General features: G+C 59.5%; 15 protein-coding genes and 3 pseudogenes. 12 read left to right on the forward strand and 6 right to left on the reverse strand.

The features are described 5' to 3' along the window. Positions 1–38 precede the first annotated feature (38 nt). From B9A15_RS22560 to B9A15_RS13230, 5 genes and pseudogenes are all read right to left on the reverse strand, one after another. Positions 39–191 (reverse strand): hypothetical protein, encoded by a 153-nt coding sequence (locus tag B9A15_RS22560; RefSeq protein ID WP_210190515.1) that lies wholly within the window; start codon positions 189–191, stop codon positions 39–41. Positions 192–253: 62 nt separating this feature from the next. Next, positions 254–490, reverse strand: a pseudogene (locus tag B9A15_RS13215) (transposase); the annotation flags it as partial. Between the two features lie 77 nt (positions 491–567). After that, positions 568–1,689: a helix-turn-helix transcriptional regulator gene (locus B9A15_RS13220; RefSeq protein ID WP_170923289.1), complete on the reverse strand. Its 1,122-nt coding sequence runs from the start codon at positions 1,687–1,689 to the stop codon at positions 568–570. A gap of 632 nt (positions 1,690–2,321) precedes the next feature. Then, the gene (locus B9A15_RS13225) at positions 2,322–4,247 is read right to left on the reverse strand and encodes a methyl-accepting chemotaxis protein (RefSeq protein ID WP_084410557.1); all 1,926 of its coding nucleotides are present in this window, start codon (positions 4,245–4,247) and stop codon (positions 2,322–2,324) included. 316 nt (positions 4,248–4,563) lie between these two features. Next, a pseudogene (locus B9A15_RS13230) lies at positions 4,564–5,759 on the reverse strand (IS3 family transposase). A gap of 434 nt (positions 5,760–6,193) precedes the next feature. Between B9A15_RS13230 and B9A15_RS13240 the strand changes: the two are divergent. The 12 genes and pseudogenes from B9A15_RS13240 (at position 6,194) to B9A15_RS13290 (ending at position 13,896) form a co-directional block, all read left to right on the forward strand. After that, a complete protein-coding gene (locus B9A15_RS13240) occupies positions 6,194–7,021 on the forward strand; it encodes a DUF5131 family protein (RefSeq protein ID WP_084410559.1) in 828 nt (275 codons plus the stop codon). 60 nt (positions 7,022–7,081) lie between these two features. Then, complete coding sequence (locus tag B9A15_RS13245; protein WP_084410560.1) at positions 7,082–8,335, forward strand: three-Cys-motif partner protein TcmP; 1,254 nt, start codon at positions 7,082–7,084, stop codon at positions 8,333–8,335. Next, positions 8,332–8,919 (forward strand): hypothetical protein, encoded by a 588-nt coding sequence (locus B9A15_RS13250; protein WP_084410561.1) that lies wholly within the window; start codon positions 8,332–8,334, stop codon positions 8,917–8,919. The genes B9A15_RS13245 and B9A15_RS13250 overlap by 4 nt, the downstream gene beginning before the upstream one ends. Before the next feature lie 247 nt (positions 8,920–9,166). Then, complete coding sequence (locus tag B9A15_RS13255) at positions 9,167–9,613, forward strand: hypothetical protein (protein ID WP_139798375.1); 447 nt, start codon at positions 9,167–9,169, stop codon at positions 9,611–9,613. Further along, the gene (locus B9A15_RS13260) at positions 9,613–10,797 is read left to right on the forward strand and encodes a baseplate J/gp47 family protein (RefSeq protein ID WP_084410562.1); all 1,185 of its coding nucleotides are present in this window, start codon (positions 9,613–9,615) and stop codon (positions 10,795–10,797) included. Before B9A15_RS13255 ends, B9A15_RS13260 begins: the two co-directional genes overlap by 1 nt. Beyond that, entirely contained in the window at positions 10,790–11,518 is a 729-nt protein-coding gene (locus tag B9A15_RS13265; protein ID WP_084410563.1) for a phage tail protein, read from the forward strand. Before B9A15_RS13260 ends, B9A15_RS13265 begins: the two co-directional genes overlap by 8 nt. Position 11,519: 1 nt before the next feature. Beyond that, complete coding sequence (locus tag B9A15_RS13270) at positions 11,520–11,702, forward strand: hypothetical protein (RefSeq protein WP_084410564.1); 183 nt, start codon at positions 11,520–11,522, stop codon at positions 11,700–11,702. 18 nt (positions 11,703–11,720) lie between these two features. Next, positions 11,721–12,035: pseudogene (locus B9A15_RS13275) on the forward strand (phage tail-collar fiber domain-containing protein); the annotation flags it as partial. Between the two features lie 3 nt (positions 12,036–12,038). Further along, positions 12,039–12,374 (forward strand): hypothetical protein, encoded by a 336-nt coding sequence (locus B9A15_RS13280; RefSeq protein ID WP_084410566.1) that lies wholly within the window; start codon positions 12,039–12,041, stop codon positions 12,372–12,374. Between the two features lie 54 nt (positions 12,375–12,428). Then, on the forward strand, positions 12,429–12,599 hold the full coding sequence (locus B9A15_RS23020; RefSeq protein WP_170923290.1) for a hypothetical protein: 171 nt from the start codon (positions 12,429–12,431) through the stop codon (positions 12,597–12,599). A gap of 15 nt (positions 12,600–12,614) precedes the next feature. Next, positions 12,615–13,220 (forward strand): DUF4376 domain-containing protein, encoded by a 606-nt coding sequence (locus tag B9A15_RS13285; RefSeq protein ID WP_084410567.1) that lies wholly within the window; start codon positions 12,615–12,617, stop codon positions 13,218–13,220. A 202-nt stretch (positions 13,221–13,422) separates the two neighbouring features. Continuing rightward, positions 13,423–13,896, forward strand: coding sequence for a hypothetical protein (locus tag B9A15_RS13290; RefSeq protein ID WP_139798376.1), 474 nt, complete (start codon positions 13,423–13,425; stop codon positions 13,894–13,896). A gap of 220 nt (positions 13,897–14,116) precedes the next feature. Here B9A15_RS13290 and B9A15_RS13295 read toward each other — a convergent pair. Beyond that, on the reverse strand, positions 14,117–14,575 hold a 459-nt coding region (locus B9A15_RS13295; RefSeq protein ID WP_139798365.1), incomplete at its 5' end, for an integrase core domain-containing protein.

The raw sequence follows: 14,575 nt of genomic DNA on the forward strand, positions 1-14,575 counted from the left end.
TAGCAACCCGTTAAGCAACCTTTCAGTCAACATTACATCTATGGGTGTACGCCAGTGCGGGCCGGCAACTCCAGTGCGCCCCGCTCTTCGCGATCCATCGAGGTCGGTTTGGACGAGGTCCGAGGCGTCTTGGCCGGGCGCTGCTGGCGCAGCACCAGATCGATCAACTCGTCCTTCGAAAGCCGCTGCAAATCAGACCGCTCCATGCCGACATGGATTCAGCGAATTCAGCCGTTGGCAAGGGGGTGGGTAATTGCACGGTGGAAACCGGCGGGAAGTCCTTCGGTAGTATCCGCCACTGGCAGCCCATCGAGAGCAGATACAGGATTGCGTTTGCCACCTCGCGCAGATCGGCACTGCGTGGCCTACCCGGACGTCGCGGTGGTGGCAGGAACGGCGCCAACAACTCCCATTCCCGATCCGTCAAGTCGCTTGCGTATCGCTGGCTCAGGCGGGCATGCTCACGCCGAGCGGTATCAGTCCAGTGCATCGTGACCTCGTCATTCTTCTCAAACCGACGTGAATCACAACCTGCTGATATCGCTGAACCCATTTTGGGTCGGGCACTTAGAGCAGTTGTGTATAAGGGTTCACTTCAAAAGCTCTGGCAAGTTGGACCATGCTGGCTTGGCGGCTGACGCCCATCTTGGCGTAAATATTCTTTAAATGAACCCTGGCAGTATTCTGTGTGATGTGAGCTCGCCGGGCGACGTCAGCAACGGTCCCTCCGTGTACGAAATCTCTTACGATCCTAGCCTCCGCTTCTGTTAGAGAGTAGAACTTGCGCATCGTATTGAGATCGAGCAGTGGCGGCGCGCTCAAATCTTCGATCACCATTTTGCATTCGGGTCCAGCAAAAAATCCAAGTTCGCTCGTAATGGGCGATGGAGCAATGTGAATACGCAATGGGAATTGATTCAGACGTCTTCGTACTACGAACATAGGATTTGTTTGATGTTGTTTGATTTGCCGAGGCGACATCTGATGAACGATGCACTCTACTAATGACGCCTCCGATGAACAAAATTTACCCATGGCGTCGATCCAAATGCCGTCACCGAGGGTTAGTAGTTTTTTGGCGAAATGGTTCATTTGCTTGACAGTGCGGTTTTCGTGAATGCTGATGAACCCAAGCTCCGATGGAACTTGCGAAAGCTGCAAGCCACCATGCTGCTTTTTCTTGCGATATAAGCTAAAAGCTTTTGCTAAGTGAGGGACAAGTGCTTGTAGTATTAGCATTCCTTCGGCGATTTGGCTTTCGTTTTCGTCCCCAGTTGTAACGCTTAGAAGCAAATTTCGAGATTCTTCTCTCCAAATTGTAACCCCGATTGCTGACCTAATTTCCTGGGGTTGCAAAAAGTCCGCGTAATACTCAGTTTTCCGAAGCGCATCTTTTGCGAGCATATAATCTGCAGAAACCGCGAGCCCCAATTGTCGTGTTGCCGCTCCAGGCATCCAAGGGTTTACTGCGGAATAGTATTCGCTGTATTGCTGCAAATATTTTTCTTCAATGCCCGAAGTGATTGTAAACGCCCCAGAGCCCGCTCGCTCGTCATGAAAAAAAAGCGTCGCCTTGCCATCGTTAAGGCATTTAGATAGCTGATCAAGAAAAAACTGCCAGCTGTGATTGCCCAAAACACAATCATAAACCAGATGGATCAATTCGTCTTTGGTCGTTTGAAAATCCATTCGTATTAAGCTTGCTTCTCCCGGTCCGTAAAAAAGCATATCAGGGCGGATTAGCAAATCAACCGCTGAGGACTTGGTGAGTGACGCCCTGACCGGTTTGATAGGCCGCATAAAGTGGGTGCGGACCTCGCCAATGAGGCTTCTACGATCCGCGCGCTCGTGATGGGTGTGATGTGAACAGAGCTGTCGTTTAGTTATGATTATCGCTCGGCATATTTATGCGGCGGTATCGGCGAATGGGCCTCGGACCTGAAGGATCGGCCGCTCCTGGCATGCGAACGGAGCCTTTCCGCTCTTCATGAAATGCCAAACCCGAACATCATGAAATCCGCATTCTATGACCTTCTTGGTCGTCGATGCAGTAAGATGTTGATCGCGCAATGGCTTTGAAATCGACGCTTGAGCGGTCGCTCTACCCCTTCTCTCAAGCATTGTCCGACATGAAAGTTAGGTCATAGAGTTGGGGAGGATTGAAATTTCCAATCCTCCCCTTCTTCATATTGGGAACTATGCTCAACCAGCCTGTTCGATCCCATCACAATGCGATTGAAAGATAGCCGATTTGAGGATTCGTGCTTTCATCAACGGATTGTGCCGAGCGGCCCTTCGAACCGACCGCTGCGTTTGACCGATCAGAAATCCTGCCAGGACGCATCAGCCAGTGCAGCGCCCCCTGTGCCTGTCGTGCGCATCTGGCGGATCGGCTGGGGTGTTGTTGCCTTAGGCGCCGATTCCATCGGAGCGTCGATCCGCCTTTGAGCCTGCTTCACGGTCTGGACAGACTTGCCGATTTTGAAGCGTGTGACGATCTGAGAAAGACCGTCCGTCTCACTTTGGAGAGCCTGTGCTGCTGCGGTGGATTGCTCGACCATCGCAGCGTTCTGCTGGGTGACCTTATCCATCTGATCCGCTGCACCGGAAACCTCGCGAAGGCTTGTTGCTTGTTCACGGGCACTATCGGCGATTTTCGAGATGGCATCTGCCATGCCCGCAACCTCATGGACAATTTCGTCGAGCGACTTGCCCGATGCCGTCACGAGAGTAACGCCTCGCTCCACATGTTCGGATGAGGTGGTGATCAACGATTTGATTTCCTTCGCAGCTTCCGCAGACCGCTGGGCGAGCCCACGAACCTCCTGGGCAACGACGGCAAAGCCCTTGCCCGCTTCCCCTGCTCGTGCGGCTTCAACACCGGCATTCAGCGCAAGAAGGTTGGTCTGGAAGGCGATCTCGTCGATGACACTGATGATCTGCGAGATCTGTTGTGACGATGTCTCGATCGCGTTCATCGCAAAGACTGCTTCGGCTACGACCTTGCCGCCCTTGCGCGCTTTTTCGCTGGCGCTCGATGCGACCGACCGCGCCTGGTTCGCACCTTCGGCTGTGTCGTTCACCGCGCTCGTGACCTCACCAAGTGCGGCGACCGTCTCTTCGAGGCTCGCCGCCTGCTGCTCGGTGCGCTGAGACAAGTCATTCGACGCGATGGTGATCTCGCTGAGCCCGGTGCGGATGGCCGAGACGGCGCCGACCACATGAGTGATCGCACCTTCGAGCTCTGCCACCGAGGCGTTGAACTTGGCGCGGATTGGCTCAAATTCCGGTGCGACCTTGCCGGACATACGGATCGTCAGATCGCCAATGGAGAGGCGATCGAAGCTCGCATCGACCACGGCCATGAACTCCCGAAGGTCCTCGGCCTTTGCATGTTCAAGGTCGGCCTGGCGCTGCTTGGCGTCGGCCTCCGAGCGGCGAGCCTCGACGGCCTGTTCTTCGAGCCGGCCGCGCTCGAGCGCCTGGTTCCGGAAGACTTCGACCGCCCCGGCCATCTGGCCGATCTCGTCCTTGCGCCCCTGGGCGGGAATGGTGATCGACGTATCGCCGGAGGCGAGGGCTCTCATCGCCGTCGTCATTCGGTTGAGCGGCCGCGTGATCGAGCGGGCGAGCGGAACGGCGCAGGCGACAAGGATGAGGAGAAGCACACCGCTCCAAAGGAGCGTTTTGTAGACTTCGGCCATGAACTGCTCCTGCAGGTCATCGACGTAAAGACCCGCAGCGACAGTCCAATCCCAGGGACCGAACAATTGAGCATAGGAGAGCTTGGTGGAGACGTCGTCCGACCCTTCGAGCCGCGTACGGTAGTAGGTTGTGAAGCCGCCACCCTTGTGGGCGTTCTCGACCATCTCGCGATTGTAATAGGTGCCCTTCGAATCCTTCGACGTGAAGGCGTCCGTGCCCTGTAGCTTCGGGTCCGGATGCATGACGCGCATTCCGTCGGCGCTCATCATGAAAAGATAGTCGTTGTTGCCAAACCGGATCGGACGGGCTGCTTCGCGAGCGCGATCCTGAGCCTCTTCAAGCGATAGCTCGCCTGCTTCGACCCGCGCCTGAAAGCCGGCAAGCATCGTAATTGCGCTATCAACCTGCGAGACGATCAGGCTTTGACGATCCTTCCAGATCGTTTGATGGAGAGCGTAAAGCTGCAAGGACATTGCAACGACACTGACAAGCACCGACACGCCGATCAGAGCGCCCAACTTTCGGGATATCGTCATGTTCATGAAGGGATTCCTGCGATGTGACGGAAGGACCAGTTCCGCAGGACAATGCGCGCAATTGCTCAAAATTTAGTTTATTCTGTTATTATTTTGCCTGTTTAGGGTTCGCTCGATTGCCGGCATCCCAGAGGCACATGTTCACGGTGTGTCGACTCGCTCCAAGGACGATCTCATCCGGGTCATAGCGGCATCGGCACTTCCCGTAGCAGGTCTAGAGTTTTACGAAGGGGCGACGGCGAAACGAACAGGAGTCAAGAGAGGTGGACCCGGTTGTCTGAGCAGACTCGCCGGTTTTGATAAGTGGATCGACTGCGGGTTTTCAGGCCGCGGCGAGCAGAGGCTGGTTGAAGTTGATGATGTCTGGCGCATTGCCGACGAGGCGGGAATGCGGGCGCCGTGTGTTGTAGAAAGTCAGATATCGACCGATCGAGGCGCGGGTCTCGCTGACGCTGTCATAGGCCCTGAGATAGACCTCCTCGTATTTGATCGTCCGCCACAGCCGCTCGACGACGGAGGAGGGTTAGAAATCATGGATAGGACCCATGATTCCCGACGACGGTTGTCGCGCCAAGCGCCATTGCCGTCCATGGAAATTTGGATCTCGTGCGCCTTAAGTATCGTGATGAAGTCGGCGCTGGTGAACTGGCTCCCTTGATCGCTGTTCATGATATCCGGCTTTTAGAACCGCGCCAGCGCCTCCTCGAGAGCTTCGATGCAGAAGTCGGTACCGAGTGTGATTGAGAGCCGCCAGGCCAAGACCTTCCGGCTGAACCAGTCGACGACGGCGGCGAGGTAGACAAAGCCTCTCGCCATGGGAATGCAGGTGATATCCATCGCCCAGACCTGGTTTGGTCTGTCGACCGTCAATCCGCGCAGAAGATACGGATATATCTTATAGCCGGGAGCGGGCTTGGAGGTGTTCGGCTTTCGGTAGAGCGCCTCGATGCCCATCCGCTTCATAAGCGTGACGACATGTCGGCGACCGACGGCGAAACCGTCCCCCATCAAAAGCCCTTGCATCATTCGGCTTCCTGCAAAGGGGAAATCCAGATGCAACTCGTCGATCCGTCTCATGAGCGTCAGATCGGCTTGGCACGCGGGCGCAGGCTTGTCGTAGACCGCGCAGCGACTGATCCCCAGTTCTCGGGCCTGCGCCGCGAGCGGAAGGGCGTGAGACCGGTCGAGCATCGCTTTGCGCTCGGCAACCGTCCGCCCCTGCCGAGCGCTTTCTCACGCTGAAGATCGTTCGAAATCTAAACATTCGTTGGCCAGCGTCAGCTCGCCGATCTTGGTGTGAAGCGTCTTTACATCGACCGTAGGCGCGGCGTCCGGCGAAGCGGGACCAAAAACATCGACCGCCTTCTCCAGAAGCTGAGCACGCCACTGGCCGATCTGTTTCTGATGGACGTCGTATTTCTGTGAAAGCTCAGCGAGCGTCTTCTCACCTCGTACGGCAGGAAGTGCCTCCTTCGCCTTGAACGCCGGACTGTGATTGCGGCGGGGTCTCTTCGTCATCGTCTCTCCTTCGCGGCCATCCTGGCCGTCTTCAGGCAGACAATCCACTTATCCCGCTGTTCAAGGATCCGTGGCCACCTCTATCGTCACCGGCTCGCCGGCGGTGAACATCAAACGATAGGAGAGCTCGCATGGCGAACCCGGCCTGTGCGATGATGGCTGACGGATGCCCGAGGACGGATTGTCGGTTTCAGGCGGTGAATGCCTGGGTCGAGGCGGCGAGGACAGACGCGCCGGCGGCGAGTTGCTATGCCTATCGGTGCCTGACCTGCGACGGCCGCTGGACGGTGAAATGGGCGCAGGTCCAGCCGGTTTTTGATCGGGAGGGGAAGGTGGCCAGCGCCATCACGCCGAGAGTGATCAGCCAACGAATGGCTTAATCTTGAGATAAGCCCACCTCTATAGGAGAATCATCCCATAGAGGGAGATCGAGCATGGCCGACCAGACAAAGATCGAATGGACCGATCGAACCTTCAATCCTTGGACCGGCTGTACAAAGATCAGCCCGGGCTGTGATCACTGCTATGCGGAAGGGTGGTCGAAGCGCTCCGGTCATGTTCGCTGGGGTAATCATCCTCGCAAACGCACGACCGAGGCTTATTGGAAGGCGCCGCTTGCCTGGCAGAAGGCAGCGTCTGGTTTCATCGCGGAGAGCGGGCGGCGGCCGCGCGTTTTCTGTGCGTCCTTGGCAGACGTGTTCGACAATCAGGTCGACCCGCAATGGCGCCGTGATCTGTTCGATCTTATCGCGGCGACACCTGATCTCGACTGGCAGCTCCTGACCAAGCGCCCGCAGAACATCGCCCGCATGTTGCCTGAGAATTGGGGTGCTTCGGGTTGGTCAAATGTCTGGCTGGGCTTCACGGCCGAGGATCAAGTCCGCTTCGATCAACGCAAGCGCTTCATCGAGACGGTGCCGGCGGCTGTCTGGTTCGTTTCCTATGAACCTGCGATCGGACCGCTCCGGATCGCGGAAGCCGATCCCGCGCCGAACTGGCTGATTATCGGCGGCGAGAGCGGGCCGGGCGCACGTCCGATGAAGGCCGAATGGGTGAATGGTGTCCTCAAGGACTGCGGAGCACGAGGCATCGCTCCATTCTTCAAGCAATGGGGTCAGTTCGAAAACAATCCGCTGACCGGTACTTACAATCTGCCGAAGTCAGAGCTGCAACGTCTCGATCCGCATGGCAAAGGCGGCGGCTTGGTCGACGGCGTCATCGTTCGGCATTTCCCTAACCGCAAAACTCATAACGCAGCTTGACGATTGTGTTCATACACCTTCTGGTTTTCGATCGAGAGAATCGAAGATCATGGGTGTCGCATGGTGACGAAGCCGTTTGATTGGGCCGCAGGCGTCGAGCTTCCGGAACATTCTCGTCGGAAGCACAAAGTCATTGAGGAATATTTCACCCAATATCTTCAGGTGCGCTGCCAGATCCCGCATCAAACACGCTTCAAGCTCGCAATCGTCGACGGCTTTGCCGGCGGCGGGCGCTACAAGGCGGGCGAGCCCGGATCACCGCTCATTTTCGTTGAGGTTCTAGAGCGCTTCGCTGCAGCCGCGAATATCAAACGGTCGAGCGAAGGGATGCCGTCACTAGACATACATTGCCGGCTCATTCTCAACGACCTGAGCTCGCAAGCATTGGACGTTCTTCGTTCGAACCTGGCGCCTTATCAGGCTCGGATAGAGGGCGGGGGTGTTCCGCATCTTTCCATCGAGGTGGATTACTGGAACCGCCCTTTCGAAGAAGCCTATCCACTCATTGCCCATCAGCTTGAGGCTGATCGGTTCCCCAACGTCCTTTTCAATCTCGACCAGGCCGGACATCAATGGGTGTCGTTACCCACGATTCGGGACATCATGGTCCGCTTCAGAAGGGCGGAAATCTTTTACACCTTCATGATCTCGTCACTCCTCGCATTCCTCCAGAAGCGCGAGCCGGTGAAGCTGCGCCGGCAGCTGTCAATGCTCGATATGCCGGAAGACGTTGTCGAGCGGCTTGACGAACTTGCGTCTAACGACCGTTGGCTCGGTCTGGCCGAACGTCTTGTTTACGAGGCTTTCGGCGCGTGCGCGCCGTTTGTCAGCCCGTTTTCCATCACGAACCCTGAAGGCTGGCGATATTGGCTCATTCACTTCGCCAATGAGCCGCGAGCTCGGCAGGTTTACAACGACGTTTTGCATGCCAATAGCAGCATGCAGGGGCATTACGGCCGCGCAGGCCTGCAGATGCTCGCTTTCGATCCCTCCCAAAGCGATGCTCAGCTTTATCTCTTCGATCAGCGAGGACGCGACCGAGCGCAGGATCAATTGTTCGATGACGTTCCGAGGCTGATCAGTGGATTTGGTGATGCGATCGAGGTCGCTGACTTTTATCGTCAAATCTACAACTCGACGCCGGCACATTCCGACGACATCCATCAGGCGATCGTAGGGCATCCTGATTTGGAAGTGCTCACAGCGTTGGGAGGCAAGCGCCGGAAGGCAGACCGCATAAACCGGGATGACCAGATCATCCTGAAGCGCCAATCCAGCTTCTTCCCAATGTTTCGGGATTGGAAAAGAAAATGAACGAACACGATGACAAGTCTTTCCGAACACGCCTTCTCAAATGGTTTGGCATAGCGCTCCTGCTATGGATCTGTGTGGCGCTTGTACCGCTTTTCGTTCTTACTGATTGTCGCAACGGGTTGTTCGACTGCATGCAGCCGAGCGAGTGGGGCGACCTCCTCGCCGGTCTATTCGCACCGTTGGCTTTTGCCGGCCTAGCAGTGACCATACTGCTTCAAGCCACGGAAGTGCGTGCCGCGCTGCGCGAGGCCCGTGACACTCGCATGGTACTGAAGGAGCAGCAGCAGGAAGCAAGAAGGCAGGCTGAGTTCATGGAAGCGCAAACAATCGCTTTTGAACGCCAGCTGTTATCGAATTTTCAGCGAGGCCATCTTGCCGAAAGAGATGTCGAGATAAGAACTGCGCTGATTGAGTTTTACCCACTGCTGAATGAAATCGTCAGCGAATTCGACCTTCAAGAGGACGTTCGATCCTTGCCTTCAAATTCCCGTTTTCGAGCAATGCCCGTCGTCCGGCAGGTGTCGGAACTGTGGCAGATCGTCGAGGTCGCTTTCCCTCGTCTGCAATCCGACGAAACCCTTTGACCAACCGCTCTTCTCGCGGCCAACGTGGAAATTCGCAAAACTCGTTGCGACGATCTTTTGAACGCAATCAACGCAATGGACCGAGTGCTTCAAACTGCTGCAGGCATAGGAACCGCTCGCGAATTTCTTTATGATTTGCAGCGTATGTTGGCGCTCCTTCAAAGCCGGAGCCAACAACCGTCCTAACGAGGCAGGAAGCTGAATTCCGCACGGTTCCGGGCGTTGGCTTGGGTGGCATTTTCGCCCCATGCCGACGCCCATCGCCCGTTTCGATATTCCCTATGCCCATTGGTCGCTGAAGGTTGGCCGTGACGCGCCGGCGCCTGGCGAGATCGTCGCGCAGATCGCGGACCTCGAACAGGGCATTCACAATCTCGTCCTGACGCCAACGGGCTCCGTGCCGACCGAGCCCGAGAAGGGCTGCGACGTGATGGACTATATCGACCGCCCGCCGGCGGTCGCCATTCCGGCGCTGACCGAGACCATCTGGGAAGGCCTCAATCGCTGGCATCCGCGCATCGTCGTCGGGTCCGTCCAGGTCACCCATGATCCGAGCGACCGGGAGTTCTCACGCTATGCCTGCCCGATCTTCTGGGGCCCGCGCGAGAGCATTCTTGCCGAGTTCATCCGCACCGTCGTTCCCCTCTCGCGCTCCGAGATCGCGCGGCGCCTCGGCGCCGGGACAGTGTTTTGATGAGCGCCGTCGCCTGGAGCCAGCTGACGCCTGAAAGCGTGCGGGCGCGGGGTGAGCCCGCCTTCTTCGAGACGTCCTCGGATGCCTGGAAGGCCAAGCTCGTCGGCTGGTACGAAGCCGAGACCGGCCGCACACTCTATCCCGATCAGACCGAGATGTTCCTGATCGAGATGCTGGCCTATGCCTTCGCGCTCATGGGCGAAGAGGGCCAGGCCGCTGCGCTTCAGAACCTCATGGCCTATGCGACGGGCCGCCATCTCGACGACGTCGCGAACAATGTCGCGATCGTCCGCCAGGAGGCCTCGCGGGCTCTCACGACACTTCGTTTTAACCTGGTCCAGCCATCGCCCGCCGGGACGCTGATCCCGAAGGGAACGATCGCGGCCGCCGGCAATGCCGAGTTCCGGACGATCGCCGATTGCCTCATCGCCGAAGGGGCGAGCGAGGGTGAGGTGACCGCCGAGGCGGTCGTGGCGGGTCCTGCCGGCAATGGCTTCCTGCCCGGCCAGATCACGACCCTGAAGACGACGCTCCCCGCACCGGCGAGCGTTCGCAATCTTACCGTCTCCGGCGGCGGGGCGGCCCGCGAAGATGACGAGCGCCTGGCCTTTCGCGGCTATCACGCCTTTGACCGGGTCGATCGGCGCGGCGGCTGGGCCGGCTATGGCCAGTTCGTCTTCGACGTCTCGCCGGCGATCACCGACGTCGCCGTCTTCCGCCGCGCGCCCTGCGTGATCGAGATCGTCGCGCTGACCGGGCGCGTCACGGCCGCGCCGGACGTCAATCAGGCGATCGAGGATGCGCTTCATCCCGAGACCGTGCGGCCCCAGGGCGACGATCTCCATGTTTGCACCGCCACGGCCGTCATCTTCGACATCGTCATTCGCGTTCGCAGCAACCGGGACGTCGAGGCGGTTCGCGCCGCCGTAGAGACCTCTGCGCGAGCGGCCTTCGAAGGCTTCAAGCGCCCGGCCGTCCAGCCGAAGAGCGCTGTCCAGTTCTCCCCGACGATTGGCATTCTCGGCGCCCGGGTCTCGCCATCGCCGCTTCATGCCGCCGCGATCGCCGTTGACGGCGTGATCGATGCCGAGGTCGAGGGCATCACCTATGCGGACCTGCCTTGGTACGAGTTAACGGTGCTCGGCTCCCTGACCGTCATCCTGAAGGAGGCGCCCGATGCCTGAGCTCGACAGCCAGCTTGTCCCGCCGGGCGTCAACGACGAACGCGCCCGCGCCTTCGTGGCCCTCATCGAGCGCGGGATGGCCGAGATCGACCCGAAGCGCCTTCTGGTCAAACGGGTCCATTCGGTCGCCTCCGACGTCCTGCCGGCGCTCGTCGTCGAATATTCGGCGCAGGTCTTCCTGGCCGATGGGGTCCGGCAAGAGTTCGTCCGCAACATCCTCACCAATATCTGGGAGCTGAAAGCCCGGACGAGTACCGTCGAGGGCTGTCTCTTCGGCCTCTCGCTTCTCGGCATGCGCGCCCGCTGGACGCAATGGTTCGCGGAGGTTCCGAAGGACGAGGTCGGAACCTACAAGGCCCGCATCTTCATCGAGGAGCCGGTGATCGAGGGCGATGTCGAGGTGCTCTCGCGCGGCGCCCAGGCGGCCGCCCTCAAGATGGTCGATGCGATGAAGCGCCACAGCCAGGAGGGGACGATCGGCTTTGGCCTGTCCCGCCGAGGCGAGGCCCGCCTCTATGGCTATTCGCGAAGCCTCTCGACCCGGCGCATCGGCGCCTTCCGTCCGGCCCGGATCGAGACGAGCGGCCAGATCCTCGCTGGCGGCCTGGCGCGCGCCGCCCGCGTTCTTCGCGCCGCCACTCATCCCCTTCGCGTTGCCGCCTCGGCCGAACTCGCGCTTGCCGGCGCCTGCCGTTCGTCCCGCCTCATGAGGATCGCCTGAGATGCAGATCAAGCTGACCGAGATCGGCACAGAGAAGATTGCCGCCTCCATGGCCGGCGGCCCGCTCTTTGCGCCCGCGACGATCGTCCTCGGCAATGGCGGGGCGGGGGAAAGCCTGCCCTATACGGTCTATGAGCCGACCGGCGAGGAGACCGGCGTTGCCGAGGAGGTCGCGCGCTATTAGGCGACGTCCGTCTATCGCAATCCGGACGATCTCTCGGACCTCATCGTCGAGACGATCGTGCCGGTGACCGCCGGTGACTACTGGGTGACCGAGGCCGCCATCCTCGACGGGGACGGCGATTGCGTCGCCATCACGAAGATCCCCGTCTTCCAGAAGATCGCCTCGTCCTCGGGCTCCTATGACGATCTCGTCCTCGAATTCGTCATCGGCGTCGGCCGCAATGCGACCGTCAACGTCACCCTCGACCCCTCCGCCGTCCTCGCCACGAGAGCCTATGTGAGCGCCCAGCTCGAAGGCCTCGGCTCGTCCATCTTCTATCACGGACTTCTCTGAACCATGGCTTTCAAGGCACTTCACAAGGCCGTCGTCCTGACGGCCGCGCAAGCGACAGACGTCACCGGCGGCGGCCTCGCCGAGACAGAGGGCGGCACGCTGATGCTCAACCTCAACAATGACAGCGGCGCCGAGGTCACCGTCGCCTTCATCGCCGTCGTGCCGGCAGGCGAGGAGCTGGAACGCCGCTTTCACTGGCAGTCCGGCTTCACGATCCCGGCCGATGATGGCGGCAACTATCAGACCATCCTGCCGATGATCCTCGGCCCCGGCGACAAGGTGTTCGTCGAGGCCGACGCCGACATTCCCGCCCAGCTCAATGGTGAGGCCCGAGCCTGATGAAGCGCCAGCCCGAACGTATCTTCGTCCCCCATCTTCGACGACCAGCGACGGTTGACCGCTTCCACCACAGCAGCTGGAACACTCTTCGCCAACACCTTAGCGAAGCAGGATTATAACGGCTTCTTCGAGTCGAAATCCTACGGTTTCCAACCCAAGGGCAAGGGCTTCAACGCCTACCCTGGCAAATATGTCTACGTCGCCATTCGTAAGCCAGGCGCCTGATCAGGAGCGAACACGATGTATCTTCTCGCAACATCGGCGTCTCCGGCGCCGCAATCCATCCCCCAAGGCTTTGCCGGCCATTTCGATTGGCCCGCGATCTCCGACGAGGAGAAGGCCCGTCGCGGCTGGGTTAAGTACGAGCCGCCGGCTTTCGATCCCCACTATCAGCGCGCCGTTCCGAATTTCGATGAGGGCGAACACGGCGTCTGGCGCGTGACCTATGCGGTCGAATTCGTCGAGGATTACGAGGCGGTTCTCGCCTGGCTTCTCGGGCGCCTTGCCGCCAAGCGCTGGGAGATCGAGACCGGCGGCACGGCGCTTCCCGATGGCACGCCGATCCCGACCGACGAGCGGACCCGCAACGTCATCATGGCAGCCTATGTGAAAGCCAAGGCCGATCCGGCCTATGCTATCCCGAATTGGAAGTTCGGCGCCGGCCAGTTCGGTCCGCTCGATGCAGCGACCATCATCGAGATCGGCGATGCGATCGAGGCCCATGTCCAGGCCGCCTTCGGCCGCGAGGCGGAGATCACCGCCGCGCTCGAAGCCAAGCGGGCGGTCGGGACACTGATCGAGATGTGGGATGCGGAGATCGAGAACGGGTGGCTTGAACCGGCCTAGCCGCCACTGTTGGTATTCGGAATGGGTTGAATACTTCCAACGATTTTATCCCAAATACCCTTTGGAATTTCAGGATCGTAAATGAAGTAGACAACGATACACGCTAGAACGACAACGCCGACGAGCGTGCCTGCTCTCCTAGCCCAATCCGGCATTTTGAAATCCCCACGTCCGATGCTTGGCATCAGATGAAGGTATGTCCATGCAGTATCAAGATGCTCGCTCTTATATTTGCTCCGGCGACCTCCTCGCCTGGCAAAGCAAGGGCTTGATCGGCCGCTTCATTCGAAGCGCTGATGGTGGCTCTTGGAGCCATGTGGGGATCGCCTGGGCGATTGGCGGGCGGCTCCTCATTCTGGAAATGCGGGAATTCCACGGCCTGACCATCCGCCCCGCCTCGGTCGCCGCGCCCTTCGACTGGATCGCGACCGGCGCGGCTTGGTCATCCGAGATCGAGGAGGCAGCGCTCGCCGCCTTCGGAAGCCCTTACGGCTATCGCGCTCTCATTCCGCTCTGGCTCGGCAACTGGGCGCCCGGCGATGGCGAAGTCTGTTCGACTTGGGCGGCCGAGCGCCTTCGCGAGGCGGGCGTGGTCATCCCGAATGGTGGCCTGACGCCCTCGCGCTTGGTCGGGGCGCTCATCCGAGACGGGCATGCGTTAGACGACGTCGGCTGAAAATGGGTTCTAACACGCCCGGTCAATCGAGTGCGTCTCGTGTGTCCGGCTTTTCACTCGGCCTGCATGGATAGGAAGGTGCCAAAAGCGACGAGAACCGCTGCCATGCTCAAAGCTGTTCGTGGGAACATCGAAGGCTTACGGCGAACCGTCTTGTAGGACGAAAGCCATTCCTCTTCTCTCGAATGGGCCTCGGACGGTTTGACGTTGCCCCCAAGTTTTATCCAGCCGAAAGTTCGTTTCCGGCGGTTGGGTTGCTTGGCTGGGCGGGGTGAGCGACGGGCGGCGGCGCGGAGCAGTCGGCTGAGCGCAGCGCCAGAGCCCGTCGCGGTTTGAGGGTTGCGGCGAACTCTGCCGGAGTGCTCCAGCCGAGCTGCGAGTGTGGACGCGCCGTGTTGTAGTCGGCGCGCCAGAGCGCCAGTGCTGCCCGTGCATGGGTGAGAGACGAGAACAGTGTCTCGTTGAGAAGCTCATCGCGCAGACGACCGTTGAAGCTCTCGATGAAACCGTTCTGCATGGGCTTGCCCGGTGCGATGTAATGCCACTCGACCCTGGCCCGGTCGGCCCAACCCAGGATGGCGTTCGAGGTAAACTCGCTTCCGTTGTCGCTGACGATCATCTTGGGCTTCCCATGCTCGACTATCAGCCGATCCAGTTCGCGGGCGACGCGGACGCCGGA

Origin of the sequence: Fulvimarina manganoxydans (genome assembly GCF_900176465.1) — a bacterium.
GTDB lineage: Bacteria > Pseudomonadota > Alphaproteobacteria > Rhizobiales > Rhizobiaceae > Fulvimarina > Fulvimarina manganoxydans.